A 24,509-nucleotide genomic window follows, 5' to 3' on the forward strand; every position below is an offset into this window, starting at 1 on the left:
AATACCCGGTTAACCGGGTATTCCATCCGCCCTAGCTCGGCGCCCAGCAGATCCCGTACGTCTGCCCGCCCTGCCACTGCTCGGCGCTGGGGAACTCCCAGGACCACTCGTACTTGAGCGGGTCGTCGGCGACCTCGGCGGCAGCGGCCTTGCAGTCCTCGGCGCCGGCGCTGTTGACCTTCGCCTCGCCGGGGTACTTCCCGGAGCCGAGGTCGATGACCGACAGCGCCCGCCAGGTGTGCTTGAGGGAGCACGGGACGCGCTTGAAGGATTCGGACTTCGGCGACGCCGTGCCGCACATCCGGAACGGCTCGGCGGTGTCGGAGTCGCCCAGGACGCCCTTCATGTTGCCCTTGAGGGTCATCAGGGCGTTGGGGCCGGCGATGCCGATGACGTCGCAGCGGAACCAGTTGGCGCCGGCCTCGGACTCCTTGATCGTCGGCGTGAACCAGACCGGGCGCAGCATCGAGAGACGCAGGTCGTCGGCGTCGCCACCGAGGTACTTGGTGACCTTGTTGGGGCACGCTTCGGCGACCTGGGCCGCGACCTGCTCCGAGTCGACCGCGATGAGGTGGCCGTCGACGACGTTCCTCAGCCGGCCCACGGCGTACGTCTGGGTGGTGTGCTTGCCCTTGCAGGAGACCGCGGTGCCGCCGGCGGTCGGGGCCAGCGCCTCGTCGTAGGTGAGGTTGTAGCAGGCCCCCTCCTTCGGGGACGGAGCCGCAGACGCGGAGGCGGACGGAGGCGCCGACGAGGGTGACGGAGCCGACTTCGGCTCGCCGCCACCGCAACCGGCGAGAGCCATGGCCCCCACGACGACGAGAGCCCCCCACAACGGCGCCGATCGCTTCGGGCCCCGCTTCAGCGTGTCTCGCATGCTCACTCCTCGGTCACCGCCCAGCAGACCGCCCAGCGGTTGCCGGCGTTCCACTCCTTCTCTCCAAACCATGTGTACCCGTAGTCGAAGCTTTCCGGGTAACCCAACCAGGCCTGGACCGAGCCCTTGCAGTACTGCGAGGCCTTCTTCTTCGACTCCGCGACGCCGAGGAACTTGGTCTTGTCCTCGCCCAGCTTGATGGTCGTCACCGCCCGCATCTGGTGCGGCTCGGAGCAGGGCACCTTCGCGGAGGTGACCGTCTTGCCCTGCGCGCACACCATCCAACGGTCCTCGATGTCCTCGATGTTCTTGACCTTGAGGAGGTTGCGGGTGGTGGTCGGCAGGTCGACGTACTCGGCGCCCTGTTGGCCGCCGCCGACCACGTCGCAGCGGATCCAGCGCGCGCCCTCGTCCCAGGCCTTCTCCGAGGGGCCGAAGTAGACGTGGGAGAGCATCGAGCGCATCAGCAGGCTCTGGTTGGTGCCGACATACTTCTCCAGCAGCTTGCGGCACTGGCTGAAGGCCCACTCGTTGACCTTCTCGTCGCCGTACTCCGCGTCCTTGAACTCGTCCGGAAGCGGTCCGGCGCCGAAGGTCTCGGCGTTGTGCGGCTCGTCGCAGCCGACGTACTTGTCGAAGTTGTAGGCCTCGGCGACATCCTCGTGGGTGAGGTTGCGGCACTTGGCGACCTCGGGCAGCGTGGTTGAGTCCACCTGCTTCGGGTCCTCGCCCTTGGCGGCAGCCCGATCGCCGCCGCACCCGCTGAGCGCGAGGACGGCGAGCACCACGATCAGGAGCGACAGAGATGTCGTACGTCTGGGGGTATGGCCGATCACGGGGATCGACTCTACTTGCGAATCCATGAGCAGACCGAAAGGACAATCAGTCGAGGACCGCGGCCAGCGTGGCTCCCAGCTCGTACGCCGCCTCGATATGCGTGTCCTCGACGTCCCCCAGGACGTCGAGGATGTCGTAGCCCTGCGCCCATCCCAGCGCGCCGACGATGGACTGGACCGAACGGATCGCGCCGGTCGTGTCGTAGCGGCCGTGGACGTAGAGGCCGTAGGGCCGCTTCGCGGTTTCGCCGGCAGATTCACCAGCGCCCCCGGAAGGGTCGAGCGCGCCACCGACGGCCAGGAAGGTCGAGTCGAAGAAGTGCTTGAGCGCACCCGACATGTAGCCGAAGTTGGCGCTCGTGCCGAGCACGTAGCCGTCGGCGGCCAGGACGTCGTCGGCCGTCGCCTCCAGGGCGGGACGTACGACGACCTCGACGCCCTCGATCTCGGGATCGTTGGCGCCGGAGACCACCGCATCGGTCAGGCGCCGCAGCGACTGGGTGGGGGAGTGGTGGACGACGAGCAGGCGAGGCATCAGCCGTCAGCGCCCAGGCGGCGGCCGGTGACCTCCTTGGGGCGCAGCCGCACCCACAACGGACGAGGGCCGGCCGGCCAGGGGTGGAGGTTCTTGACGAGGTCGGGGATCTGGTCCTCGCGGTAGAGGATCTCCGCGCGGCCCTTGAACAGCGCCGACCAGCCCACATGGGTGTCGGGGTCGAGGTCGTCGACCAGCAGCGCGACGGCGCTCTCGTCGATCTGCTCGGCCATCGAGGAGTGGGCCGAGGTGCGGATCCAGAGGGCCTCCTCGTGCACGACGTGGTTGACCGGCAGCACCACCGGGCCGCGCGGGCCGTTCCAGCCGATCCGGGAGACCTGGATGTCCGCCGCGAGTCGCCAGGACTCCTCGACCGTGAGCTCTGCCAGTTGGGCCACGCCCGTTCCTCCCCTTCGTCGTCACTTCTGTCTCAGTGTTGAGGATCAATCGCCTGCCCGGTCAGTCTGCCAGTTCTGTTCTGTTATTGTTACCGAGTCATGATGCGCAGCCTCCTCCTTAGCTGCCGCAGCGGGGTCTGAGAAAGCCGGACTCCCTCGCTGCGGAGGTTCGACGTGCGCCGGCACTCGCTTCCATCTGTTGAGGATTCCGCATGACCAACCTGAGCAACTCCAGCAATCAGCAGAAGCCGTCGGGGATGCCGCACCAGCGCTATCGCGCCTTCGTGCCCGTCGACGTACCTGATCGCACCTGGCCCGCCAAGAAGATCACCAAGGCCCCGCGCTGGCTCTCCACCGACCTGCGTGACGGCAACCAGGCCCTGATCGACCCGATGACGCCGGCCCGCAAGCTGCGGATGTTCGAGCTGCTGGTCGCGATGGGCTACAAGGAGATCGAGGTCGGCTTCCCGTCGGCGTCGCAGACCGACTTCGACTTCGTGCGCAAGCTGATCGAGGACGACCGGATCCCCGATGACGTGCAGATCTCGGTCCTGACCCAGGCCCGCGAGGACCTCATCTCACGCACCGCGGAGTCGATCGCCGGCGCCCCGCGCGCCACGATCCACCTCTACAACGCCACCGCCGAGCTGTTCCGCCGGGTCGTGTTCAACGTGACCCCGGCCGAGTGCATCGGGATCGCCGTGCGCGGCACCGAGCTGGTGATGAAGTACGCCGAGGAGCACGTCCCCGAGCTGATCGGCACCGAGGACTTCGGATACCAGTACAGCCCGGAGATCTTCACCCAGACCGACACCGACTACGCACTCGAGGTCTGTGAGCGGGTCTCGGACGTGTGGCAGCCGGAGGCCGGCCGGGAGATCATCCTCAACCTGCCCGCCACCGTGGAGATGTCCACCCCGAACACCTATGCCGACCAGATCGAGTACTTCGGCCGGGGCCTGACCCGCCGCGAGCACTCCGCGATCAGCCTCCACCCGCACAACGACCGCGGCACCGCGGTCGCGGCCACCGAGCTCGGCCTGATGGCCGGCGCCGACCGCGTCGAGGGCTGCCTGTTCGGCCACGGTGAGCGCACCGGCAACGTCGACCTGGTCACCCTGGGCATGAACCTCTTCTCCCAGGGCATCGACCCGCAGATCGACTTCACTGTCGGCGGCGGCATCGACGAGATCCGCCGCACGGTCGAGTACGTCACCAACATCAACGTCCACCCGCGCCACCCCTACGCCGGCGACCTGGTCTACACCGCCTTCTCCGGCTCCCACCAGGACGCCATCAAGAAGGGCCTGGAGGACCTCGACCGGATCGCCGCCGAGGCCGGCAAGCCGACCAGCGAGATCCCGTGGGAGGCGCCCTACCTGCCCATCGACCCCAAGGACGTCGGCCGCACCTACGAGGCCGTCATCCGGGTCAACAGCCAGTCCGGCAAGGGCGGCGTGGCCTACCTGCTCAAGACCGAGCACTCCCTGGACCTGCCACGTCGCGCGCAGATCGAGTTCAGCCGCGTGGTCCAGCAGCACACCGACTCCGAGGGTGGCGAGGTCAGCCCCGAGGAGATCTGGTCGATCTTCTCCGCCGAGTACCTCGAGCGCGAGGAGCCGTACGCCCTGGAGAGCTGGTCCTCGGTGACCGACGCCGAGGGCGGCGACGAGCAGATCGTCGACCTGCGGGTGCGCGGTGAGGTGCGCACCTACAAGGGCGTCGGCAACGGCCCGGTGGCCGCGTTCGTCGACGCGCTGAAGGATGCCGGTGCCGAGATCCGGGTCCTCGACTACGCCGAGCACGCGCTCTCCGCCGGTGGCGACGCGGCCGCGGCTGCGTACGTCGAGTGTGAGATCGCCGGTGAGATCGTCTGGGGCATCGGCATCCACGAGAACATCGTCACCGCCTCCCTGCGGGCCGTCGTCTGCGCGGCCAACCGCGCCCAGGCGGTCACGATCCCGCGCGGCTGACCTCGGCGCCGCTGCGGGGGCGACCCCGCAGCGGCGACCCGCGCAGCCCGATCACCAGGCCCAGCGCGACCACCGCCGTGCCCACCCACACCATCGGGCCGGGCACGATGCCGTTGAGGGGTACGCCGAGGGCGGCCGCGGACACGGGCACGACGCCGGTCAGCAGGCCGGCGCGGCCGGAGCCGAGGCGCTTGACCGCGGTGAACCAGAGCAGGAACGCCAGCGTGGTGACGACCGCGGCCAGGTGGAGCGCCGCGAGCAGGTCGACGGTGTCGAGCGTGGTGACGGCGGCCGGTCCCTCGGTGGCGACACCGATGACGGCCATCCCGGCGGTGGCCATCCACACCGAGTGGAACGAGACGCCGAACGCGCCCAGGCGCGGAAGGACGGGCACCGCCAGGAGCGTGAAGCCCGCCTCGCAGACCAGCACCAGGAGCGCGTAGCCGACCCCGGCCGCATCGGTCCTCCCGAAGCCCTCGACCACGACGGCTCCCGCGGTCACGACCATGGCCCCGATGATCACCGTGCGAGCCGGGAGGGTGCGGGTCGCGACCGCCGGGACGACCGCCAGCAGCATCGGGACCGCGGCGACGGCGACGCCGATCACCGCCGGCTCGGCGTGGGCGACACCGCGGACGACACCGACGTTGAAGAGCACCAGGCCGGCGGTCGCCACCCCGGCCAGCCAGAGCCACTCGCGACCTCGCGGCCGTGGCACCCGCCAGCCGGTGACCCGCGCGACGGCGAGCAGGAGGAGGGCGGCGAGGGCGTACCGGACGCTCTGCAGGGTGAAGAGCGGGGCATCGGTGATCGCGGCCGAGACGGCGACGCTGCTGCCGACGCAGACCATCCCGGCCGCGGCGAAGACGATGCCGAGCAGGGTGCCGCGGTTCGGTGCTGCTCCGCCGGCGGTATCGGGGTGTGGGAGGGCTTCGGTGGTCATGTCTACGAGGTTCGCCCGAACTTGGTCTGGCAGACAGATCCAAACCAGGCGTGGCAGAGTGGACCAAATGACGGGTACGGACTTCCTCCAGCTCGACCCGACCGGAGTGCCGCCGGGTGGGCTGGCGGCCTGGCTCACCGGTGCGCTGCGCGACGCGGTCGCCGACGGCCGGCTCGCGGTCGGGGCCCGGGTGCCGGCATCGCGCACCCTCGCCACCCAGCTCGGCGTCTCGCGCGGGGTGGTGGTCGAGGCGTACCAGCGACTCACCGACGAGGGGCTGCTCTCGGCCCGCAGCGGCGGCGGCACCCGGGTGAGCGCGGTCCCCGGAGCCGTACGCCGCCTCGGTGCCGCCACTCGGCTGCCGACTCCCGACCTGGACCTCTCCCCGGGAGTGCCCGACCTCTCGGCGTTTCCACGGGCCGCGTGGGCGAAGGCGTCGCGGGAGGTGCTCGCCGAGATCGGCAGCGCCGACCTCGGCTACGGCGACCCGCGCGGCGTGCCGGCGCTGCGGGAGGCGCTCGCGGTCTGGCTGGGCCGCACCCGCGGCCTCACGGTCTCGCCCGACGAGATCCTGGTGATCAACGGCGTCGCCCAGGGGCTCGTGCTCCTGGCGCGCTGGCTGGAGGAGCGCGGCCGGACCAGGGTCGGCTTCGAGGAGCCGGGGTCGTACGGCGGCCGCGTGCACCTGCAGCGGTGGGGGATGACGACGGTCCCGGTGCCGGTGGACGGTGACGGTCTGGACGTGGCGGCGCTCGATGCCAGCGGTGTCGATGCCGTCGTGGTCACGCCGGCGCACCAGTTCCCGACCGGGGTCGTGCTCTCCCCGCAGCGGCGCCGGGAGCTGGTCGAGTGGGTTCGGGCGGTGCCGCACCGGCTGGTGATCGAGGACGACTACGACGCCGAGCACCGCTACGACCGGCCGCCGGTCGCGGCCGTGAAGGTGCTCGCACCCGACCGGATCGTCCATCTCGGCAGCGTCTCCAAGACGCTCGCGCCCGCGATGCGGATCGGCTGGCTGGTCGCCCCGTCCGGCATGCAGGAGGAGCTGGTCGAGGCGCGATACTGGCTCGACCTGGCCAGCCCGGCGCTACCCCAGATCACCCTGGCGCGGATGCTCACCTCGGGTGCCTTCGAGCGGCACCTGAGACTGGTTCGGCAGCGACACAAGGCTCGCCGCGACGCCCTGCTCGAGGCGCTCGCCGAGCACCTGCCTGCCGTTCGGGTCGGAGGCGTCGCGGCTGGACTGCACGTCCTGGCGACGCTGCCCGAGGGAGTCGACGACGCGGCTCTCGCCACGGCCGCGCTCGAGGCGGGCATCGCCGTCCACCCGTTGAGCCGGCACCGCGAGGGTGACGGTCCGCGGGGCCTGGTGATCGGCTACGCGGCGACGACCCCTGACCGCCTCCGGGAGGCGGTCAGGCGGCTGGCGCCACTGATCTCCTAGGAGTCGCTAGGACTCGACGTCGTACTTCGCGCAGAGTCCCAGGCGGCTGCCGGCCATCCAGGCGGTCCGGAACGGCGCCTTGAACATCGTCGCGTCCGTCGGGCAGCCGCCCAGCCCCTGGACGTTGGTCTCGCTCTGCTCGGGGTAGGTGTCGCCGGTCATCTCGAAGGTGTCGACGACGATGTAGTCGTGGGTGGTCCCGCAGCGGACGACCTTGTCGATCTTGCTGTCGATGCAGGCCCGCAGGTCGGCCGGGAACGGGTCGGGCACCGGGTCCTCGGGCAGGTCGATCATCGGCGCCCCCTGGACCGTCACCCCGACATCGCATCGTACGTAGCGGTCGCCGTCGTTCCAGGTGGCCTCCGAGGGCCAGTACCAGCTCACGATGTAGGCGGTGCGGGCCAGCGTCTCGGGGTGCAGTCCGAGGCCGGTCTCCAGGCGGGTGAAGCAGGCGGCCCCGGCGGCCTCGTTGTCGTTGTAGGCCTTCACGTCGGTGGCGACGTGGAAGGTGTAGAGCGTGTGCGGCTCGGCGCAGTCCACCGGCTCCGTCTCGTCGACGAACTCGGTGGCCGCGGCATAGTCGAGATTGCGACACTCACCGGCCTCGGGTACGTCACCTCCCCCATTGGTCACGAAGAAGATCAGCCCTGCGACGAGCCCGACGACCACCACCGCGGCCAGGCCGCCGACCAGGAGCCCGGTGCGCTTCCGCTTCGGCGGGTGCTGCGTCGCGATGCTCGTGGGCACCGTCGTGGGCTGCTCGAAGGGCGATCCGGTCGGCGGGCCGCTGGGTGGACCGCTCGGCGGCCCGCTCGGCGGGGCCGCGGACTTCTGCCACGGCGAGGTGGGCGGCGGGGGCTGGGCCGCGGAGTGAGGCTGCGGTCCGGGGGTGACGGGGGTGCCCTTGACCGCGCTGCGGAGCCCGTCGGCGAACGAGCGCGCGTCGGGCCAGCGGTCCTCGGCCCGGGGCTCCAGTGCCCGGGCGATGGCCTGGCTGATCGGGGCCGGGAGGGGACGTACTGAACCTGCCTCGGGCACCCGGGAGGTGAGCCCGAGAGCGGGGGCGGGGGAGCGGCCGGCGAGCAGGGCCCAGGCGACCGCGCCCAGGGCCCGTACGTCGGCGCGGTGGTCGATCGGCAGTGACGGGTCGAGCTGCTCGGGCGCCATGTAGGACGGGGTGCCGATGTCGCGGGTGACCTCGTTGAGCGAGTCGAGCGAGCGGGCCACGCCGAGGTCGGCGATCATCACCCGGCGAGCGCCCGCGGTGCCGCCGGAGGTCTCGGAGGTGAGCAGCAGGTTGGCGGGCTTGATGTCGCGGTGGATCACCCCGCGAGCCTTCAGCGCCATGAGTCCGTCTGCGGCCTGCGCGACGATGTCGGCGACCTCGTGCACGTCCAGGCCGCCGGGGGAGCGCTTGAGCAGGTCGGCGACCGAGCCGCCGTCGGCGTACGACATCACGAAGAAGGGGATGCCGGTGCTCGTCTGGCCGATGTCGTAGACACGCACGACATGGGGCGAGTCGACCGAGCGGAGCAGCCGAGCCTCCTGGAGGAAGCGCTTGTGGATCTCCGGGTTCGACACCCACCCGGGGGAGAGCGCCTTGACCGCGACGTGGGAGTCGAGATCGGGGTCGTAGTAGAGCCACACGGAGGCGAAAGCGCCGGCGCCGATGTGGCGGACCTGTTGTAGCCGCCCGAGACTGGTCGGGAAGGTCGCGCTCATGGCGGAATCATGCCCTGAATCCGGCCCGGTGGACTGCGGTGACACCTACTTCAGCGGGTTTCGCAAAGAAATCGAGACCTACTTGCCGAACCGCTCCTGATCCCGCTTGACCGCGGAGTGGTGGTCCGAGCCGATGTTCTCCCGCAGCTCCTTGGCGGACTCGCGGATGGCGTCGGAGATGATCTCGTGGACCCGCGGGTCGGCCAGGCCCTGGTCGACCAGGCGTAGCACCGTGTCGGCCACCAGCCGGACGACGTCGTCGTGGAAGGGGAGGTACCTCAGCTTCCCGGCTGCCTGGTCCTGACGGATGAGGTCGATGATGAGGGTGTCGATCTCGGCGCGGTTCTCCTCGATCGCGCTGGAGATGTGCCGGGTGTAGTTGCCGGTCTGGATCACCGCGATCACCTCGTCGAGCACCGCGACGGTGATCGGCTTGCGGATCGCATCGACGATCGCCCCGGAGAACCTCCCCACCACGTACGCCGATACCCGGTCGCCGAAGGCACGGTCGGCGGCGCGCATCAGCCTGAGCAGAATGAGCACGATCCGCAGCAGCCGGAGGCTGCGGAAGGCGGGGCTGGCGGCGACGCCGAGCGGGATCATGCCGAGCAGCTCGTACCAGTACATCAGCGGGAACTTCCAGCCGAGCCCTGAGCGGCGCCAGCGCCACGCGAACTCGATGGCGAAGATGGCGCACACGACGTAGTCGGCGGTGACGACCCGGTCGTACCAGACTTGCGACACGTCCCAGAACGTCACCCACACGGCCGCCGCGACCGAGAAGATGGCAAGCACCAGCATCAGCCAGTCGACGACGGTGACCGGCGGTCCGGCGGCGGTGCCGGGCTCGCGGTCGTCGCGCGCGGGGCGGGTCGGCACGGTCGCGATGCCTGTTGAGCTCATGACCGGCACGATAGGAGACGCATCCACCAAAGGCGACGACCCACACGCCTCGTTGCCGTCATGTGGGCCATCAGTCGGTCTGTCGCTGCCGTGGTTGTCGGTGCCGCGCGGCAGAATGGGGTCGTGCCCCTCTACCGCGACGAGGCCATCGTGCTTCGCACCCACAAGCTTGGTGAGGCTGATCGCATCATCACCATGCTCACCCGCCACCACGGACGGGTGCGTGCGGTGGCGAAGGGCGTGCGGCGCACCACCTCGCGGTGGGGTTCGCGGCTGGAGCCGTTCACCCACGTCGACCTGCAGTTCGCCGAGGGGCGCAACCTCGACACGATCACCCAGGCCGAGACCCTCACCCTGTTCCATGCCGGGATCGGGCTGGACTACGACCGCTACACCGCCGGCACCGCGATGCTCGAGACCGCCGACCGGCTGGTCCACGAGGAGGGCGAGCCGGCGCCGCAGCAGTATCTGCTGCTCGTTGGCGGGCTGCGGGTTCTCGCCCAGGGCGACCGGCTTCCCCGCCACGTCCTCGACTCCTACCTGCTCCGCTCGCTGGCCGTCGCCGGTTACGCGCCGAGCTTCGAGGCCTGCGCGCGCTGCGGGTTGGAGGGGCCGCACCGGTGGTTCAACGTGTCCATGGGTGGCGCGCTGTGCACGACCTGCCGGGTGCCGGGCTCGGCGACGCCCTCGCCCGAGACGCTCGGTCACCTCGGTGCGCTGCTCTCAGGTGACTGGGATACCGTCGGCGGCGCCGAGGACCGGACCAGCAGGCAGGCGAGCGGGTTGGTCGCCGCGTACCTCTCCTGGCATCTGGACCGCAACCTGCGCTCGCTGGAATACGTCGAGAGCTGAGGAACGATGGCCCACTCCCACGGCCACTCCCACGGTGGGCACGACGCCGAGGTGGAGGTCGAGGCCCTGCCGCGGCTGGTGCTGACCGTCTCGCTCGTGCTCGTGGCCGTCATCACACTCGTCGGAGTGGCCCTGTGGTGGCCAGACCGTGCCGCGGTCGAGAAGCTCCAGGGGTCGCAGGAGTTCGTCGCCGACGGCGTCGTCTTCGAGACGGCCGAGGTGACCTCGGTCGCCGAGCCGTGCAGCGCCGAGGGCACGCCCAAGGGCTGCAACACAGCCGCCGCGACGCTCACCAGCGGACCCGACACCGGCACCGAGGTGGCGGTGGAGATCTCGACCCCGATGGCCCGCTCCGGGCTCGAGACCGGCGACGAGGTGGAGCTCTCCCGCACCGAGAAGGAGGGGGAGGCGACGTACGCCTTCTTCGACGTCAAGCGCGGGCCGCCGCTGCTCCTGCTGGTCGGCCTCTTCGTCGCCTGTGTCGTCGCCGTCGCGCGCCTGCGCGGGCTGATGGCGGTGCTCGGCCTGGGATTCGCGGGAGCGGTGGTGTGGCTGTTCCTGCTGCCCGCGCTGCTCTCCGGCGAGCCCGCGGCGTGGGTCGCGCTGGTCTCCTCGGTGCTGATCCTCTACGTGGTGCTCTACACGACCCACGGGTTCTCGGTGCGTACGTCGGTGGCGCTCGCCGGCACCCTCGCCGGGGTCGCGGTGACCGCGCTGATCGGCACCTTCGCGATCGGCGCCAGCCGGCTCAGCGGGCTGGGCTCGGAGAGCGGCCAGACGCTCTCCTCGCTCGACGCCGCGCTCGACCTGCAGACCCTGCTGGTCGCTGCGGTGATCATCGCCGGCCTCGGCGCGCTCAACGACGTCACCATCACCCAGGCCTCCGCGGTGTGGGAGCTGCGTGCCGCCGGCCCGGACACCTCACGCTGGGACGTCTTCCGCGGCGCGATGCGGATCGGCCGCGACCACGTCGCCTCGACGATCTACACGATCGTGTTCGCCTACGTCGGCAGCGCGCTCACCCTGCTGCTGGTGATCCAGCTCTACGACCGCACGTTCCTCTCGCTGCTGACGACCGAGCAGATGGCCGGCGAGATCGTCGCCACCATGGCCGCGGGCATCGGGGTCGTCCTGGCGATGCCGATCACCACGATCATCGGCGCGCTGACCGTCCCCGGTCCGACCGGGCGGCCGGAGGAGATGGAGTACGACGCGCCTCGGCGCGCGATGGTCCCGCCCAGGCCGCAGCCTCCCGGGCCGCAGCCGCCTCCTGGCTATCGCCCGACTAGGGTTGCACCTCGTGAGCAAGCCGGTCCGTACCCCAACACCCCACCCGTCCGGGGCTACCCCGCCCCCGGTCCCCAAGGACCTCGTCCCGCACCACGTGGCGATCATCATGGACGGCAACGGCCGATGGGCCAAGGAGCGTGGCCTCCCCCGGACCAAGGGCCACGAAGAGGGTGAGTCCTCGCTCTTCGACGTCGTCGAAGGAGCCATCGAGATCGGCGTGAAGGCCATCTCGGCCTACGCGTTCTCCACCGAGAACTGGTCGCGCTCGCCCGACGAGGTGAAGTTCCTGATGGGCTTCAACCGCGACGTCATCCGCCGCCGCCGCGACGAGATGAACGAGCTCGGGGTCCGGGTGCGTTGGGCCGGTCGCGCGCCGCGGCTGTGGAAGTCCGTCATCAACGAGCTGAAGATCGCCGAGGAGATGACGAAGGACAACACCGTCTGCACGCTGACGATGTGCGTCAACTACGGCGGTCGCGCCGAGCTCACCGACGCCGTGCGGCGGATGGGGGAGGACGTACGCGCCGGGAAGCTGCGTCCGGAGAAGATCACCGAGAAGACCTTCGAGCGCTACCTCTACGTCCCCGACCTCCCCGACGCCGACCTCATCTGGCGTACCTCCGGGGAGCAGCGGCTGTCCAACTACATGCTCTGGCAGGCGGCCTACTCCGAGTTCGTCTTCACCGACGTGCTCTGGCCCGACGTCGACCGTCGCCATCTGTGGCACGCCATCGAGACGTACGCCTCCCGGGACCGCCGCTACGGCGGCGCGCTGCCGAACCCGGTCCAGCTCTAACGGCAGTCGGTGCAGGTGCCGAAGATCTCCAGGGTGTGGGAGACGTCGGTGAAGCCGTTGTCCTCGGCCATGGTCTTGGTCCAGCGCTCGACGGCAGGGCCCTCGACCTCGACGGTGCGGCCGCACTGACGGCAGACCAGGTGATGGTGATGCGTGTCGGAGCAGCGACGATAGATCGTCTCGCCGTCCTCGGAGCGCATCGCGTCCACCGCGCCGGCCTCGGCCAGCGCGGTCAGCGTGCGGTAGACCGTGGCCAGGCCGACGGTGCCATCGAGACGGGAGTGGATCTCCTGGGCCGAGTGGAAGCCGTCGTACGTCCGTAGCGCCTCGGCCACGGCGAGCCGCTGCTTGGTGGGGCGCAGAGCTCCGGAGGGGTCAGTCGCCAATGGATCAGTGCTCGTCATAGTGCTCTCCCTCCGCGCCGACGTGCGCCGCGTGCCGGTGGCCGTCGTGGATGTAGTCGACGTGGTCGCCGTGCTCGACCGCTACGTGACCGCACTTCTCTCCGTGGTGGTGCGGGTGTTCTTCGTCGACCGGCTTCTCCACGGGCGCGGTCTCCGGGAACGGCGCCACCAGCGCCCGACGGCGGCGTAGCCACGCGCCGATCGGCCAGACCAGGAAGAACCCGGCCAGGGCGACCAGCACGATGCTGGGGCCGGGCTGGACGTTGGCACCGGTGCGGGAGAGCGCGGCCGCCAGTCCCAGGCCGCCGACCGAGGCGACCAGTCCGGCGCCCATCGCGCCGAGCAGCGTCATCCGGAACGACCGGGTCAGCTGCTGCACGATCGCGACCGGTACGACCATGAGAGCGGAGACGAGCAGAAGCCCGACGGTGCGCATCGCGATCACCACGCTCAGGGCGGCGAGCACGGCGACGAGGATCGAGTAGAACCGCACCGGCAGCCCGGCGACCTTCGCGTAGTCGGCGTCCTGCGAGACCGCGAACAGCTGCGGCGAGAGGCCGACGCAGATCACGATCAGCACGACCGCGAGGGCCATCGTCACGAGCAGGTCGTCGACCGAGATGGTCAGGATCGAGCCGAAGAGGAACTCCTGGAGCCGGGAGGCGCCGGTGCCGGCGAGCCCGGTGACGAAGACGCCGCCGGCGAGCCCGCCGTAGAAGAGCATCGCCAGGGCGACGTCACCTTCGGCGTGGCCGCGCTCGCGCACGATCTCGATGACCACGGCGCCGGCGATGGCCACGACCACCGCGGCCCAGGTCGGTGAGGTCTGGGTCCACAGGCCGATCGCGACGCCGGTGACGGCGACGTGACCGATGCCGTCGCCCATCAGCGCCAGTCGTCGCTGCACGATGTAGGTGCCGACCGCCGGCGCGGCGATCCCGACAAGGAACGCCGCGATCAGGGCCCGCTGCATGAACGGCACCGAGAAGAGCTCGAGGAGAGTCATCAGAGCTCCTTGAGGGGGGTCGGGACGGCGGCGTTCGGCTTGGGGGTCGAAGCGTCGTCGCAGTGGACGTGCCCGGCGTCGAAGCCCTGGGCGTGCACGTCGGCGTCGGAGAGGGGAGGGCCGTCGTAGGCCTTGCGCCCGTCGCGCATGACGACGGCGCGGTCGACCAGGGGAGCCAGCGGCCCGAGCTCGTGGGCGACCAGCACGATCGTGGCGCCGTCTTCCTTGAGCCGGCCGAGCGCCCCGGCCAGCGCGTGCTGGTTGGGCAGGTCGACGCCGGCGGTGGGCTCGTCGAGCAGCAGCAGCTCGGGACGGCCGGCGAGCGCCCGCGCGATCAGCACCCGCTGGTGCTGACCGCCGGAGAGCTGGGCGACCCCGCGGTGGGCGTACGCATCCATCCCGACCACCTCGAGCGCCGCCCGGATCGCGGCCCGGTCGGCGCTGCGCAGCGGCCGCAGCAGCTTGCGGTGGGTGAGCCGGCCGGAGGCGACGACCTCCCAGACCGAAGCGGGTACGCCGCCGGTGGCGGTGCTTCGCTGCGGCACGTAGCCGACCCGGGACCAGTCGTGGAAGCCCGCCAGGGGGCGGCCGAACAGCTCCAGGCGGCCGGCCGAGAGCGGGTTGAGGCCGACCAGGGTGCGTACGAGCGTCGACTTGCCGGAGCCGTTGGCGCCCATCAGCGCGACGAACTCACCGCGCTTGACGGTCAGGTCCACCTCGCGAAGGACGGGACGTCCGGACAGGGCGACATCCCCGTGCAGGAGCTGCACGGGGACATCGGCGGGGACAGTGCTGTTTCCGGTCCCTGATCTGGTCACTGACAACCGTTGGCCGCCTTCAGGGCGTCGAGGTTCTGGCGCATGAGGGAAAGGTAGTCCTCTCCCTCGGTGTCTGCCGAGAGGCCCTCGATCGGGTCGAGCACGGCGGTCTTCAGACCGAGGTCGTCGGCGAGGGTGTCGGCGAGCGCGGTGCTGACCAGTCGCTCGGAGAAGATCGTGGTCACGCCGTGCTCCTTGGCGTGCTCGCCGATCTCGGCGAGCTGTGCCGGGTTGGGCTCGGCGTCGGGGGTCAGGCCGGCGATCGACTCGAACTCCAGGCCGTACTTGTCCAGGTAGGCGAAGGCGTCGTGGGAGACCACGACGTCCTTGATCTTGCACTGGGCCAGACCGGTCTTGAACTCCTCGTCGACCTTTGTCAGGTCCTCGGTCAGCGCCTTCGCGTTGGCCTCGTAGGTCTCGGCGTTGTCGGGGTCGGCCTCGACCAGAGCGTCGCGTACGCCCTCGGCGTACTGAGCCATCAGCAGCGGGTCGTGCCAGAAGTGCGGATCGGTCTCGCCGTGGGCGTGCTCGTCCTCGGCGTGCTCGTCCTCGTGACCTTCCTCGTCGCCATCCTCGGCCTTGCGGAGCTCGACGACCTTCTCGACGTCGACGACCTCACCCTTGACATCCTGCTCGACCGCGTCGTCGACGGCGGGCTGGAAGCCGTGCTCGGTGAGGATCAGGTCGGCGCTCTGCAGCGCGGCGGTCTGGTTGATGCTGAGCTCGAGGTCGTGCGGCTCGACGCCCGGCTTGGTGAGGGGCGTGACCTCGGCGAGGTCACCCGCTACCCGCTCCGCGACGAACTCCAGCGGGTAGAACGCGGCCGCGACCTGGACCTTCCCCGAGTCGGATCCGGAGGCGGAGGAACCGGAGTCGTCGGAGAGCGCGGCACAGCCCGAGGTGAGCAGGAGTGCGCCGGCGGCGAGGAGGCCAGCGGAGCGGGTAGTGGGGGTCATGAGAACCATTCTCAGACTAGTTGAGAATGGTTGTCAATTCCTTCCGGGATGCCGAACAGCAGGGGTACGCCGGTGACGCGGGGGAGGTCGATGCGGTTGCACCGCTCGGCGAGCCCCGGATCGCCCGGCCAGGAGCCGATGATCAGCCCGTCGGGCTCGTGCCCGCGAGCGCGCAGCGCGGCCACGGTCAGCTCGGTGTGGTTGAGGGTGCCCAGGCCGGCCGCGGTGACGACGACGAACGAGGTGGGTACGCCCCCGGCGAGCAGGGCGTCGGCCAGGTCCAGGAGCGTGCCGCCGTCGGTGTCCAGGCGCACCAGCAGACCACCTGCGCCTTCGACGAGCACGAGGTCGTTCTCGCTGGCCAGGCCCGAGATCGCCGGAGCGTACGCAGCGACCGGCGGGATCTCCACCCCGGCCCGCCGGGCGGCGGTGTCGGGTGCGAGCGGCTCCTCCAGAGTGGTGAGCTCGTGGACCTCGATCCCGGTCAGCCGGTGGATCTCGGCGGCGTCGCAGTCGCCGTCGGCGGTCCCGGTCTGCACCGGCTTCACGACCGCGACCTTCTCGCCGTTCGTACGCGCCCGGGCGGCCAGCGTCGCCGTCGCGACGGTCTTGCCGACGCCCGTGTTGGTGCCGGTGACGATCACGACCCGCCCGCTCGTCCCGCTCATCTGACCTCACCCACGATCGCGTCGATGGCCTTGGCGGCCCGCTCCCACTCCTCGTCGGTGACGCCCGCGCCGGCGGTGACCCGCAGTCGGGAGACCCCGTCGGGGACCGACGGCGGGCGGAAGCAGCCGACGCGTACGCCCTCGCTGAGCAGGGCCGCCTGCGCGGAGACCGCAGCCTCGGGCGACGGCATCGGCACCGACAGCACCGCGCCGGCGGGGGCAGGGATCCCGAGGGTCCGAGCCAGCTCGGTGACGCGAGCGCGGATGGTGCCGGCGAGCTCCGGGCGAGCGCGCGCGACCCGTGCAGCGGCCAGGGCCGCGGCGGCGGAGGCGGGGGCCAGCCCGGTGTCGAAGATGAACGGGCGGGCGGTGTTGACCAGATGGTCGAGGACCGCTCGCGGCCCCAGGACGGCTCCGCCTTGGCTGCCCAGGCTCTTGGAGAGCGTCGCGGTGACGAGCACATCGGGTCGCCCGGCAAGCCCGTGGCCGTGGACGAGCCCCGGCCCGTGCACGCCGACGCCGTGAGCCTCGTCGACGACGAGCAGCGCGCCGTGCTCCGCGCAGACCTCCGCCAGCTCCGTCAACGGTGCCTCGTCGCCGAGGACGGAGTAGACGGACTCGGCCAGCACGAGGCTGCGTACGCCGGGACGCGCGGCGAGCGCCCCCCGGACCGCCGCCACGTCGTTGTGCGGCACGACCGTCAGCTGGGCCCGGGAGAGCCGTACCGCGTCGATCAGGGAGGCATGGATGTGCGCGTCCGAGACGACGTGGGCGGTCCGGTCGGCCAGCGCGCCGACGACCGAGAGGTTGGCGTGGTAGCCGGTCGAGAACGTCAGCGCGCCCGGCTGACCGAGCCAGTCGGCGAGCTCGGCCTCCAGGTCGCCGTGCAGGGTCAAGGTGCCCGTGACCAGCCGAGACGCACCCGCGCCGCCGCCCCAGAGCATGGCCGCCTCGGCCGCGGCACGGCGTACGTCCGGGTGGCCGGACAGGCCCAGATAGTCGTTGCCGGCCAGGTCGACGACGCTGTCATCGGGCCCACGCGGCCGCAGCCGCCGGGTCAGCCCGGCCGCCTCTCTTGCGGCAGCTGCTTCCTCCAGCCAGTTCTGCCAACCCATGTCAGGCCACCTCCGCGGCCGCGGCGACGGCCCCGCAGATGCGGGCGAGGTCGTCCTCGCCGGTGATGTAGGGAGGCATCGTGTAGATCAGGTCGCGGAACGGCCGGATCCAGACGCCCTCGCGCAGCGCGGCGTCGGTGGCTTTGGCGACATCGACCGGATGGTCGAGCTGGACCACGCCGACGGCGCCGAGGACGCGGACCTGGCTAACGCCGGGCGCGGCGGTCAGGGGGGAGAGGCCCGTCGAGAGCGCGGCGGAGACCCGGCGTACGTCCTGCTCCCAACCGCGGGCGGCCAGCAGGTCGAGCGAGGCCAGCGCCACCGCGCAGGCCAGCGGGTTGCCCATGAAGGTCGGCCCGTGCATGAGCACGCCCGACTCGCTCCGGGAGATCGCGTGCGCGACCTCGGTGGTGGTCAGCACCGCGGCCAGGGTCATGTAGCCGCCGGTGAGCGCCTTGCCGAGACAGAGGATGTCGGGGGTGACCAGCGAGGACACGAAGAGGTCGCCGGTGCGGCCGAGGCCGGTGGCGATCTCGTCGAAGATCAGCACCAGTCCGTGCTCGTCGGCGATCTCGCGGAGCACGACCAGACACTGGTCGTCGTAGACCCACATCCCGCCCGCGCCCTGGAGCCGCGGCTCGACGATGATCCCGGCGAGCTCGTGAGCGTGGGCCTCGGCAACCAGGCGTACGCCCTCGGCCCACGCCTCCACGTCACCGCCCGGCGCCGGCGGGCGCTCGGCGAAGACCTGCGGTGCGAGCATCTCGGTGAACATCGAGTGCATCCCGCCGACCGGGTCGCACGTGCTCATGCACCCGAAGGTGTCGCCGTGGTAGCCGCCGCGCACGGTCATCAGGCGCGTACGCTCCGGCCGCCCACGGCCGCGCTGGCTCTGCAGCGCCATCTTGATCGCCACCTCGACGCTCACCGACCCGGAGTCGGCGAGGAAGACGTGCTGCAGGGGGTCCGGGGTGATCGAGACGAGCCGCTCGGCGAGGTCGATCGCCGGGGCGTGGGTCAGGCCGCCGAACATCACGTGCGCCATCCGGCCGGCCTGCTCGGCGAGCGCGGCGTCCAGCTCAGGCACCCGGTAGCCGTGGACCGCAGACCACCACGACGACATCGCGTCGACGACCTCGAGGCGCTCGCCGCCGTCGTCGAGGTGGAGGCGTACGCCCTCGGCGCCGGTCACGAGCCGCACCGGCGCCGGGTCGGTCATCGAGGTGTAGGGGTGCCAGATGTGCTCGCGGTCGAAGGCGAGCAGATCGTGGCCCCGATCAGCGCCCAGATCAAAGCCCGAATCAAGCGTTGGCAGCGACATCGGTCCCCGCTCCGCGGCGCCGGATCACTGGGCCGTCCTGCTCGTCGTGGCCACCACAGGCCCCGCCAGAGGCACTGCCGCAGCCGTCGCCACAGCTGCTGCCGCAGCCACCGCTCGTCCCGCGGCCGGCGGCCTTGGTGCGGTGCTCCTCGATGAGCTCGTCGAACGCGCTCTCGTCCATGCCGAGGATGACGAAGCCGTTGTCGCGCAGCATCTCCAGATCGGCCAGCGCGTCCTGCCCCTCGGAGGTCAGGTAGTCGCCGAGGAAGATCGAGTTGGCGACCTGCAGCGCCGCGGCCTGCAGCGAGCGCAGGTGCATCTCGCGCCCGCCCGCGATCCGGATCTCCTTGTCCGGGCAGACGAAGCGCGCCATCGCCAGGATCTTCACGCAGCGGGTGGGGGAGAGCTCCCAGGTGTTCTCGTACGGCGTCCCGTCGAACGGCATCAGGAAGTTCACCGGGATCGAGTCGGCGTCGAGCTCCTTGAGCGCGAAGAGGGCCTCGACGAGCTGCTCGTCGGTCTCGCCCAGGCCCGCGATGAGGCCGGAGCACGGCGAGAGGCCGGCGTCCTTGGCCTTCCCGATCGTGTCGACGCGGTCCTCGTAGGTGTGGGTCTGGACGATGTTGTCGTGGTTGGACTCGGCGGTGTTGATGTTGTGGTTGTACGCATCCACCCCGGCGGCCTTGAGCCGCTCGGCCTGGCCACCCTTGAGCAGTCCGAGACAGGCGCAGACCTCGACGCCCTCGTGCGCGTCCTTCAGCGCGGAGGTCATCTCGACGACCTTGTCGATGTCGCGCTCGGACGGTCCGCGGCCCGAGGAGACCATGCAGACGCGGGTGGCGCCACCACGCAGCCCGGCGCCGGCCTGCTCGAGGGTCTCGTCCTTGGAGAGCCAGGAGTACTTCAGGACGGGCGCCTGCGAGCCGAGCGCCTGGCTGCAGTAGTTGCAGTTCTCCGGGCAGAGGCCGGACTTTAGGTTGACCAGGTAGTTCACCTTCACGGTGTTGTCGAAGTGCTCGCGCCGCAGCCGCCCCGCCGCGGCGACGACGCCCATCAGCTCCGCGTCGGGCGTACGCAGCACGGCCACCGCGTCCTCCGGGGTGGCGGCCCCGCCGGACAGGATCCGGTCGGCTAGCTGGTCGAAGGCTGTCGTCATGCGGGAGTCTCCTCGGGATGGCTACCTGAACAACGTTCAGTTGAACGGTGTTCAGGTTAGGTTCTACCGGGCCGTACCGCAACGTCGCCGTCCATCTGATCGGCATAGGATCGGCTGGTGTACACCGAGACGATCCCCGGACTGGTCCTGATCGAGCACGAGATCGAGGTGCCCCTCGACCATCGCGGCGGTGGGCCGGAGACGCTGACCGTCTTCGCCCGCGAGGTGCGTCGTCCGGGCGATCGCGACGACCGCGACGCGCTGCTCTTCCTCCAGGGCGGCCCGGGCGGAGAGAGCCCACGCCCGATCGACCTCCCGATGGCGCCGGGGTGGCTCGAGCGGGCGCTGGAGGACTATCGGCTGATCCTCCTCGACCAGCGGGGGACCGGACGGTCGACACCGCTCACCGCGATGACCGGGGCGCGCCCGCAGGAGCAGGCCGACTACCTGGCCCACTTCCGCGCCGACTCGATCGTCGAGGACGCCGAGCTCCTCCGCGCTCACCTCGGGATCGAGCGATGGTCGCTCCTGGGCCAGTCCTTCGGCGGCTTCTGCTCGCTGCGCTACCTCTCGGCCCATCCCGAGTCGCTGCGCGAGGTGATGTTCACCGGGGGAGTGCCGCCGGTCGGCCTGCCCGTCGACGAGATCTACGCCGCGACCTTCGCCCGCACCATCGAGCTCACCGAGCGCCACTACGCCCGCTTCCCTGGCGACCGCGACCGGATGCGGGCGCTGGTCGAGCGCTGCGACGCCGGCGAGATCCGGCTCCCGCACAGCGGCCTGCTCTCCGCCCGCCAGGCGCGTTCGATCGGCAGCCTGCTCGGGATGACTGGCGGTTCCGAGCGGATCCACTACCTCCTCGAGCGCGATCCGGCGGGGCTCGGCTTCGGGCACGAGGTCGCGTCGTTGCTGCCCTTCAGCGGCCACTCGCCGCTCTACGTACTCGTCCACGAGGCCTGCTACGCCGATGCCCAGGCCACCCGCTGGGCCTCCGCGCGCGTCCAGCCCGCGGCGTACGAGGACCCGACCCTCTTCACCGCCGAGCACCTCTTCCCGTGGCACCTGACCGAGGACCCGCTGCTGGCTCCCTTCGCCGAGACGGCGGACCTGCTGGCCGAGCGCGAGTGGCCGAGCCTCTACGACCCGTCGGTGCTGGCATCCGTCGACGTCCCGTGCGCCGCGGCGGTCTACTACGACGACCCGTACGTCCTGCGCGAGCACTCCCTCGCCACCGCCGAGCTGGTCCCCACCCTCCGCCCGTGGGTCACCAACGCCCACCTCCACAACGGTGTCCAGGTCGCCCCCGAGGAGGTCCTCGACCGCCTCATCGGGATGGTCCGCGGGCGCGTCTGACGACGGTTCGTCAACGAAGGGTCAACATCTGAGGCCGCGCGCGGCGGTGCCGGGCATCATGAGCGCATGAGTCTGCCCGTGACCGCCGTTCGCACCGCATCCTTCGTCGTCACCATGGTGCTCGTCGGGCTCGCCTACCCGGTGCTCGCCGGGTTGGTCTACGTCGGTCTCCTGGTCGCCTCCGCGACCGGCGACCAGGGGATGGGCGGACCGCTCGCGGGGCCGGTGCTCGTCCTTCTCGGCGCTGCCGTCGGGGCGCTCTGTGTGGCCATCGCCGCGCCCGCAGCGCTCGCGGCGCGTGTCGTGGGCGGCCTCAAGGGAGTCTTGGCCGGCTCCGCGGTGCTGGTGTTCCTCACCGCCGGAGCCACCTGGCTGGCCTGGCTCCTCTTCGACCTGTCCGGGAGCCCGGCGGTCACCGCCGCAGTGCTGGTCCTCGCCGCGGCTCCCGCGGCGCTCGTCCTCGCGCTCTCCGACGCCGTCGCCGGGTTGATCACCGGCCGGCGCCTTCGGACTCGGCCCTTTGCCGCCGAAGCCTGAGCCGACCTGAGAGACTCTGGTTCCTGTGAGCATCGAGGTAGTGGCGTACGACCCGTCCTGGCAGGACCGGTTCGAGAAGGTGGCGGCGGCGCTGAGCGGCGCACTGGCTGACGGTCCGACGGCTGCCGTCGAGCACGTCGGTTCGACCTCGGTGCCGGGCCTCGCCGCGAAGCCCATCCTCGACATCGACGTGATCGTCGCGCCGGAGGACGTCCCCGCCGCGGTCGCGGCGCTCGTACGCATCGGCTACGTCCACCGCGGCGATCTCGGCGTCGCCGGCCGCGAGGCGTTCTTCGCCCCCGACGAGGATCCGAGACGCCACGTCTACGTCTGCGCCGCGGGGACACTCAACGTACGCAACCATCTCGCCGTCCGCGATGTCCTGCGCCGCCGTGACGACCTTCGCGACGAGTACGCAGCGGTGAAGCTCGCCCTTGCCGCCGAACCGGACCTGGACATCGACACCTACATCGCCCGCAAGTCCGACGTCATCCAGAAGGTCCTCGCCGCCTCCGACCTGACCGACGCCGAGCGCGGCCAGATCCTCTCCCTCAACGACCCGAGCCGCTGATGCTGCCAACACATGTCGGCGTGGTGATGGACGGCAACCGCCGCTGGGCGAAGAAGGCAGGTTTCGCGAACCCGGGCGCCGGCCACGACGTCGGCGCCGACCATGTCGAGGACCTGCTGGGCTGGTGCACCCGGTGGCGGATCGACCACCTCACCTCCTACGTCCTCTCTGCCGACAACATCCGGAAGCGCCCGAAGTCGCAGGTCGGCCACCTGTTCGGCATCCTCGCCGACAAGCTCCAGAAGACAGTCGTACGCAGCGACCGCTGGGCCCTCCACGTCTCCGGCGACCTCTCCCTGCTGCCCGACGACGCCGCCGAGGCGTTGCGCGCGGCCGAGCGGGAGACCGCCGACCGCCCGGCCCACCTGACGATGGCGATCGGCTACGACCCGCACGGCGACATCGTCGAAGGCATCCGCCGCGCGATCGCCGCGGGCGTCACGGAGATCGACGAGCGGGCGATCACGGCAGCGCTGCCCGGCGGCCCGGTCAAGGAGATCGACCTCGTCATCCGCACCAGCGGCGAGCAGCGCCTCTCCGGCTTCTTCCCCTGGCAGACCTCGAACGCCGAGATCATCGTCAGCGAGAAGCTCTGGCCCGACTTCACCGAGCACGACTTCGCCGAGGCATTTGGGCTCTACGCCGCGAGACGATCGGGCGGCTAGGTCACAGCTGCAGCGCGTACGCCGCCATCCGGTACGCCACGGCGACGCCGTCAGGGTCGTGGGACGAGTCGCTCTGGAGGACGGACTCGGCGTGGGCGCGGATGCTCTGCGAGGGATCCTCGGTGAGGAGGTCCTGGCAGAGGCCGTCGACGACACCGCGGGCGTCGTGCTCGTCGAGGCCCTCGAGGACGTTGCCGAGGTCGAGCAGCATCGCGGCCTCGGCGAAGATCTCCTGGAGGGTCTCCAGGTCGGCCTCGGTCCCCGGGCGCGCCGCGGCCTCCTCGGCCAGGCCGAGAACGGGGCGGAGGCGAGGGTCGAGGTCGGAGGCGCTCATGGGTCGAGTCTGATCCGAGCGAGGCGCAGGCTCAACCGGGTTTCACCCCGGCAAGGTCAGCGATCGAGATCGTCGAGGTTCAGCCCCATCGGTGACTGGCCGGGGATCTCGCCGGAGGCGACCACAGCCTTGGCCAGTGGCCGCAGCAGCGCGATGAGCTCGTCGATCTCGGCAGGCTCCAGGGTCGCGTACGCCGTGGCAGCGAGCGCGTCGGTGGTCGACTCGATCCCGGCCTTGGTCTCCCGGCCGGCGTCGGTGAGGGAGCGGCCGTCGTCGGTGACGAGCCCGCGGGACTGCAGCCCGGAGACGAGGGAGTCCCACTCGGTCTCGTGGATGTTGCGGGAGGTGGCGTAGACCGACGGGGAGGTGCCGTTGGCGAGGGCGTGGAAGACGTGCGACTCGCGGCCACCGATCCCGGCGGCGAGCAGGGCGGCGACGTGGCCGTCGCCGCGGTGCTCCCGCAGCAGCGTCGCCGAATCCCACAGGAGGGTCAGCGGGTCCTCGGAGACCGGGAGCGAGCGCAGCGCGGCGTACAGGGCCCGTCCCTCCGGCGGAGCGCCGAGAGCGGCTCGCGAGGCGAGCGAGGCAGCCCGGATCAGCTCGTTGGAATCGGCGAGCGGGCCGAGGTGACGGCGGAGCGCGGCGACGGCACCGGTGCGGCGGGCCTTGTCCGCAGCCTCGGGCGGAGCGTACGTCCAGGCGTCGGGAAGTGCCCGGGACACGTGTGAGAAGGCGAAGTTGTAGAAGACGGCATGGACGACTTCGGCCGGAACAGCGCCCAGCGGGGCGGACCGGGCAGCGAAGTAGCCCATCCAGTAGCCGCGGTAGCCGGCCTCCTTGAGGAGGGCGATCGGTTCGGGTGAGAAGTAGCCCACCGCATGGATCGGCTCGAGCAGCTTCCACAGACGACGCGCGTTCGACTCCATGCCCAGCGACGCTATCGGCAGAAGCCCGAGCGGCCGAGCGAATTGGCCCCACGGGCGGCGTACATAACAAGATGACACCACGGATAGGATTTCCCTGTCGCTGTAGACAT

General features: G+C 70.8%; 25 protein-coding genes and 1 pseudogene. 9 read left to right on the top strand and 17 right to left on the bottom strand.

Annotated features, from left to right (window positions below):
* Positions 1-31: 31 nt before the first annotated feature.
* From ABZU72_RS07110 to ABZU72_RS07125, 4 genes are read right to left on the bottom strand one after another with little or no spacing between them, the layout of a single operon-like run.
* A complete protein-coding gene (locus tag ABZU72_RS07110) occupies positions 32-877 on the bottom strand; it encodes a septum formation family protein (RefSeq protein ID WP_355018158.1) in 846 nt (281 codons plus the stop codon).
* Positions 878-879: 2 nt separating this feature from the next.
* Entirely contained in the window at positions 880-1,740 is an 861-nt protein-coding gene (locus ABZU72_RS07115) for a septum formation family protein (protein WP_355018159.1), read from the bottom strand.
* Positions 1,741-1,759: 19 nt separating this feature from the next.
* Entirely contained in the window at positions 1,760-2,248 is a 489-nt protein-coding gene (locus ABZU72_RS07120; RefSeq protein ID WP_355018160.1) for a flavodoxin family protein, read from the bottom strand.
* Positions 2,248-2,646, bottom strand: a complete 399-nt coding sequence (locus ABZU72_RS07125) for a pyridoxamine 5'-phosphate oxidase family protein (protein ID WP_355018161.1) — start codon at positions 2,644-2,646, stop codon at positions 2,248-2,250. The genes ABZU72_RS07120 and ABZU72_RS07125 overlap by 1 nt, the downstream gene beginning before the upstream one ends.
* 212 nt (positions 2,647-2,858) lie before the next feature.
* Between ABZU72_RS07125 and leuA the strand changes: the two genes are divergently transcribed.
* Entirely contained in the window at positions 2,859-4,619 is a 1,761-nt protein-coding gene (leuA, locus tag ABZU72_RS07130) for a 2-isopropylmalate synthase (RefSeq protein WP_355018162.1), read from the top strand.
* Here leuA and ABZU72_RS07135 read toward each other — a convergent pair.
* Positions 4,600-5,562: a DMT family transporter gene (locus tag ABZU72_RS07135; protein ID WP_355018163.1), complete on the bottom strand. Its 963-nt coding sequence runs from the start codon at positions 5,560-5,562 to the stop codon at positions 4,600-4,602. The genes leuA and ABZU72_RS07135 overlap by 20 nt on opposite strands.
* Before the next feature lie 67 nt (positions 5,563-5,629).
* Here ABZU72_RS07135 and ABZU72_RS07140 point away from each other — a divergent pair, with 67 nt between their 5' ends.
* Positions 5,630-7,006, top strand: a complete 1,377-nt coding sequence (locus ABZU72_RS07140; protein WP_355018164.1) for a PLP-dependent aminotransferase family protein — start codon at positions 5,630-5,632, stop codon at positions 7,004-7,006.
* A gap of 6 nt (positions 7,007-7,012) precedes the next feature.
* On the opposite strand, the gene ABZU72_RS07145 is transcribed toward ABZU72_RS07140, so the two are convergent.
* Together ABZU72_RS07145 and ABZU72_RS07150 are read right to left on the bottom strand one after the other, a co-directional pair.
* Positions 7,013-8,728 (bottom strand): protein kinase, encoded by a 1,716-nt coding sequence (locus tag ABZU72_RS07145; protein WP_355018165.1) that lies wholly within the window; start codon positions 8,726-8,728, stop codon positions 7,013-7,015.
* A 78-nt stretch (positions 8,729-8,806) separates the two neighbouring features.
* Positions 8,807-9,631: an ion transporter gene (locus tag ABZU72_RS07150; protein ID WP_355018166.1), complete on the bottom strand. Its 825-nt coding sequence runs from the start codon at positions 9,629-9,631 to the stop codon at positions 8,807-8,809.
* A gap of 123 nt (positions 9,632-9,754) precedes the next feature.
* Here ABZU72_RS07150 and recO point away from each other — a divergent pair, with 123 nt between their 5' ends.
* The 3 genes and pseudogenes from recO (at position 9,755) to ABZU72_RS07165 (ending at position 12,569) form a co-directional block, all read left to right on the top strand.
* Positions 9,755-10,483: a DNA repair protein RecO gene (gene recO, locus ABZU72_RS07155; protein ID WP_355018167.1), complete on the top strand. Its 729-nt coding sequence runs from the start codon at positions 9,755-9,757 to the stop codon at positions 10,481-10,483.
* A gap of 342 nt (positions 10,484-10,825) precedes the next feature.
* Positions 10,826-11,635: pseudogene (locus ABZU72_RS07160) on the top strand (YibE/F family protein); the annotation flags it as partial.
* 139 nt (positions 11,636-11,774) lie between these two features.
* Entirely contained in the window at positions 11,775-12,569 is a 795-nt protein-coding gene (locus ABZU72_RS07165; protein ID WP_350664605.1) for an isoprenyl transferase, read from the top strand.
* On the opposite strand, the gene ABZU72_RS07170 is transcribed toward ABZU72_RS07165, so the two are convergent.
* The 8 genes from ABZU72_RS07170 to bioB are packed head-to-tail and all read right to left on the bottom strand — an operon-like array spanning position 12,566 to position 20,013.
* Positions 12,566-12,973 carry a Fur family transcriptional regulator gene (locus ABZU72_RS07170; protein WP_355018168.1) on the bottom strand — a complete coding sequence of 136 codons (408 nt, stop codon included), beginning with the start codon at positions 12,971-12,973 and terminating at the stop codon, positions 12,566-12,568. The genes ABZU72_RS07165 and ABZU72_RS07170 overlap by 4 nt on opposite strands.
* The gene (locus ABZU72_RS07175; protein WP_355018169.1) at positions 12,960-13,979 is read right to left on the bottom strand and encodes a metal ABC transporter permease; all 1,020 of its coding nucleotides are present in this window, start codon (positions 13,977-13,979) and stop codon (positions 12,960-12,962) included. Before ABZU72_RS07175 ends, ABZU72_RS07170 begins: the two co-directional genes overlap by 14 nt.
* Positions 13,979-14,797, bottom strand: coding sequence for an ABC transporter ATP-binding protein (locus ABZU72_RS07180; protein ID WP_355018170.1), 819 nt, complete (start codon positions 14,795-14,797; stop codon positions 13,979-13,981). Before ABZU72_RS07180 ends, ABZU72_RS07175 begins: the two co-directional genes overlap by 1 nt.
* The gene (locus tag ABZU72_RS07185; protein ID WP_355018171.1) at positions 14,794-15,753 is read right to left on the bottom strand and encodes a metal ABC transporter substrate-binding protein; all 960 of its coding nucleotides are present in this window, start codon (positions 15,751-15,753) and stop codon (positions 14,794-14,796) included. The genes ABZU72_RS07180 and ABZU72_RS07185 overlap by 4 nt, the downstream gene beginning before the upstream one ends.
* Before the next feature lie 11 nt (positions 15,754-15,764).
* On the bottom strand, positions 15,765-16,421 hold the full coding sequence (gene bioD, locus ABZU72_RS07190; protein ID WP_355018172.1) for a dethiobiotin synthase: 657 nt from the start codon (positions 16,419-16,421) through the stop codon (positions 15,765-15,767).
* The gene (locus ABZU72_RS07195) at positions 16,418-17,536 is read right to left on the bottom strand and encodes an 8-amino-7-oxononanoate synthase (protein WP_355018173.1); all 1,119 of its coding nucleotides are present in this window, start codon (positions 17,534-17,536) and stop codon (positions 16,418-16,420) included. The genes bioD and ABZU72_RS07195 overlap by 4 nt, the downstream gene beginning before the upstream one ends.
* Position 17,537: 1 nt before the next feature.
* The gene (gene bioA / locus ABZU72_RS07200) at positions 17,538-18,857 is read right to left on the bottom strand and encodes an adenosylmethionine--8-amino-7-oxononanoate transaminase (RefSeq protein ID WP_355018174.1); all 1,320 of its coding nucleotides are present in this window, start codon (positions 18,855-18,857) and stop codon (positions 17,538-17,540) included.
* Complete coding sequence (gene bioB / locus ABZU72_RS07205) at positions 18,838-20,013, bottom strand: biotin synthase BioB (protein WP_355018175.1); 1,176 nt, start codon at positions 20,011-20,013, stop codon at positions 18,838-18,840. The genes bioA and bioB overlap by 20 nt, the downstream gene beginning before the upstream one ends.
* Before the next feature lie 117 nt (positions 20,014-20,130).
* Here bioB and ABZU72_RS07210 point away from each other — a divergent pair, with 117 nt between their 5' ends.
* The 4 genes from ABZU72_RS07210 (at position 20,131) to uppS (ending at position 23,139) form a co-directional block, all read left to right on the top strand.
* Entirely contained in the window at positions 20,131-21,366 is a 1,236-nt protein-coding gene (locus ABZU72_RS07210) for an alpha/beta fold hydrolase (RefSeq protein WP_355018176.1), read from the top strand.
* A 66-nt stretch (positions 21,367-21,432) separates the two neighbouring features.
* Positions 21,433-21,903 (top strand): hypothetical protein, encoded by a 471-nt coding sequence (locus tag ABZU72_RS07215; protein ID WP_355018177.1) that lies wholly within the window; start codon positions 21,433-21,435, stop codon positions 21,901-21,903.
* A gap of 25 nt (positions 21,904-21,928) precedes the next feature.
* Complete coding sequence (locus tag ABZU72_RS07220) at positions 21,929-22,474, top strand: GrpB family protein (RefSeq protein ID WP_355018178.1); 546 nt, start codon at positions 21,929-21,931, stop codon at positions 22,472-22,474.
* Positions 22,474-23,139, top strand: a complete 666-nt coding sequence (gene uppS / locus ABZU72_RS07225; protein ID WP_355018179.1) for a polyprenyl diphosphate synthase — start codon at positions 22,474-22,476, stop codon at positions 23,137-23,139. Before ABZU72_RS07220 ends, uppS begins: the two co-directional genes overlap by 1 nt.
* Before the next feature lies 1 nt (position 23,140).
* Here the strand turns inward: uppS and ABZU72_RS07230 are convergent, their stop codons facing one another.
* Positions 23,141-23,473, bottom strand: a complete 333-nt coding sequence (locus ABZU72_RS07230; RefSeq protein WP_355018180.1) for a hypothetical protein — start codon at positions 23,471-23,473, stop codon at positions 23,141-23,143.
* 56 nt (positions 23,474-23,529) lie between these two features.
* The gene (locus ABZU72_RS07235; RefSeq protein WP_355018181.1) at positions 23,530-24,399 is read right to left on the bottom strand and encodes a hypothetical protein; all 870 of its coding nucleotides are present in this window, start codon (positions 24,397-24,399) and stop codon (positions 23,530-23,532) included.
* Positions 24,400-24,509: the final 110 nt, after the last annotated feature.

Source organism: Nocardioides sp. NPDC004968, assembly GCF_040608935.1.
GTDB lineage: Bacteria > Actinomycetota > Actinomycetes > Propionibacteriales > Nocardioidaceae > Nocardioides.

Coding starts and splice junctions, on each gene's coding strand:
- ABZU72_RS07120 (WP_355018160.1), bottom strand. CDS start 2,248: ATGCCTCGCCTGCTCGTCGTCCACCACTCCCCCACCCAGTCGCTGCGG.
- ABZU72_RS07110 (WP_355018158.1), bottom strand. CDS start 877: ATGCGAGACACGCTGAAGCGGGGCCCGAAGCGATCGGCGCCGTTGTGG.
- ABZU72_RS07140 (WP_355018164.1), top strand. CDS start 5,630: ATGACGGGTACGGACTTCCTCCAGCTCGACCCGACCGGAGTGCCGCCG.
- ABZU72_RS07195 (WP_355018173.1), bottom strand. CDS start 17,536: ATGGGTTGGCAGAACTGGCTGGAGGAAGCAGCTGCCGCAAGAGAGGCG.
- ABZU72_RS07185 (WP_355018171.1), bottom strand. CDS start 15,753: ATGACCCCCACTACCCGCTCCGCTGGCCTCCTCGCCGCCGGCGCACTC.
- bioA (WP_355018174.1), bottom strand. CDS start 18,857: ATGTCGCTGCCAACGCTTGATTCGGGCTTTGATCTGGGCGCTGATCGG.
- ABZU72_RS07135 (WP_355018163.1), bottom strand. CDS start 5,562: ATGACCACCGAAGCCCTCCCACACCCCGATACCGCCGGCGGAGCAGCA.
- bioB (WP_355018175.1), bottom strand. CDS start 20,013: ATGACGACAGCCTTCGACCAGCTAGCCGACCGGATCCTGTCCGGCGGG.
- leuA (WP_355018162.1), top strand. CDS start 2,859: ATGACCAACCTGAGCAACTCCAGCAATCAGCAGAAGCCGTCGGGGATG.
- uppS (WP_355018179.1), top strand. CDS start 22,474: ATGCTGCCAACACATGTCGGCGTGGTGATGGACGGCAACCGCCGCTGG.
- ABZU72_RS07150 (WP_355018166.1), bottom strand. CDS start 9,631: ATGAGCTCAACAGGCATCGCGACCGTGCCGACCCGCCCCGCGCGCGAC.
- ABZU72_RS07115 (WP_355018159.1), bottom strand. CDS start 1,740: ATGGATTCGCAAGTAGAGTCGATCCCCGTGATCGGCCATACCCCCAGA.
- ABZU72_RS07230 (WP_355018180.1), bottom strand. CDS start 23,473: ATGAGCGCCTCCGACCTCGACCCTCGCCTCCGCCCCGTTCTCGGCCTG.
- ABZU72_RS07175 (WP_355018169.1), bottom strand. CDS start 13,979: ATGACTCTCCTCGAGCTCTTCTCGGTGCCGTTCATGCAGCGGGCCCTG.
- ABZU72_RS07235 (WP_355018181.1), bottom strand. CDS start 24,399: ATGGAGTCGAACGCGCGTCGTCTGTGGAAGCTGCTCGAGCCGATCCAT.
- ABZU72_RS07170 (WP_355018168.1), bottom strand. CDS start 12,973: ATGACGAGCACTGATCCATTGGCGACTGACCCCTCCGGAGCTCTGCGC.
- ABZU72_RS07215 (WP_355018177.1), top strand. CDS start 21,433: ATGAGTCTGCCCGTGACCGCCGTTCGCACCGCATCCTTCGTCGTCACC.
- bioD (WP_355018172.1), bottom strand. CDS start 16,421: ATGAGCGGGACGAGCGGGCGGGTCGTGATCGTCACCGGCACCAACACG.
- ABZU72_RS07145 (WP_355018165.1), bottom strand. CDS start 8,728: ATGAGCGCGACCTTCCCGACCAGTCTCGGGCGGCTACAACAGGTCCGC.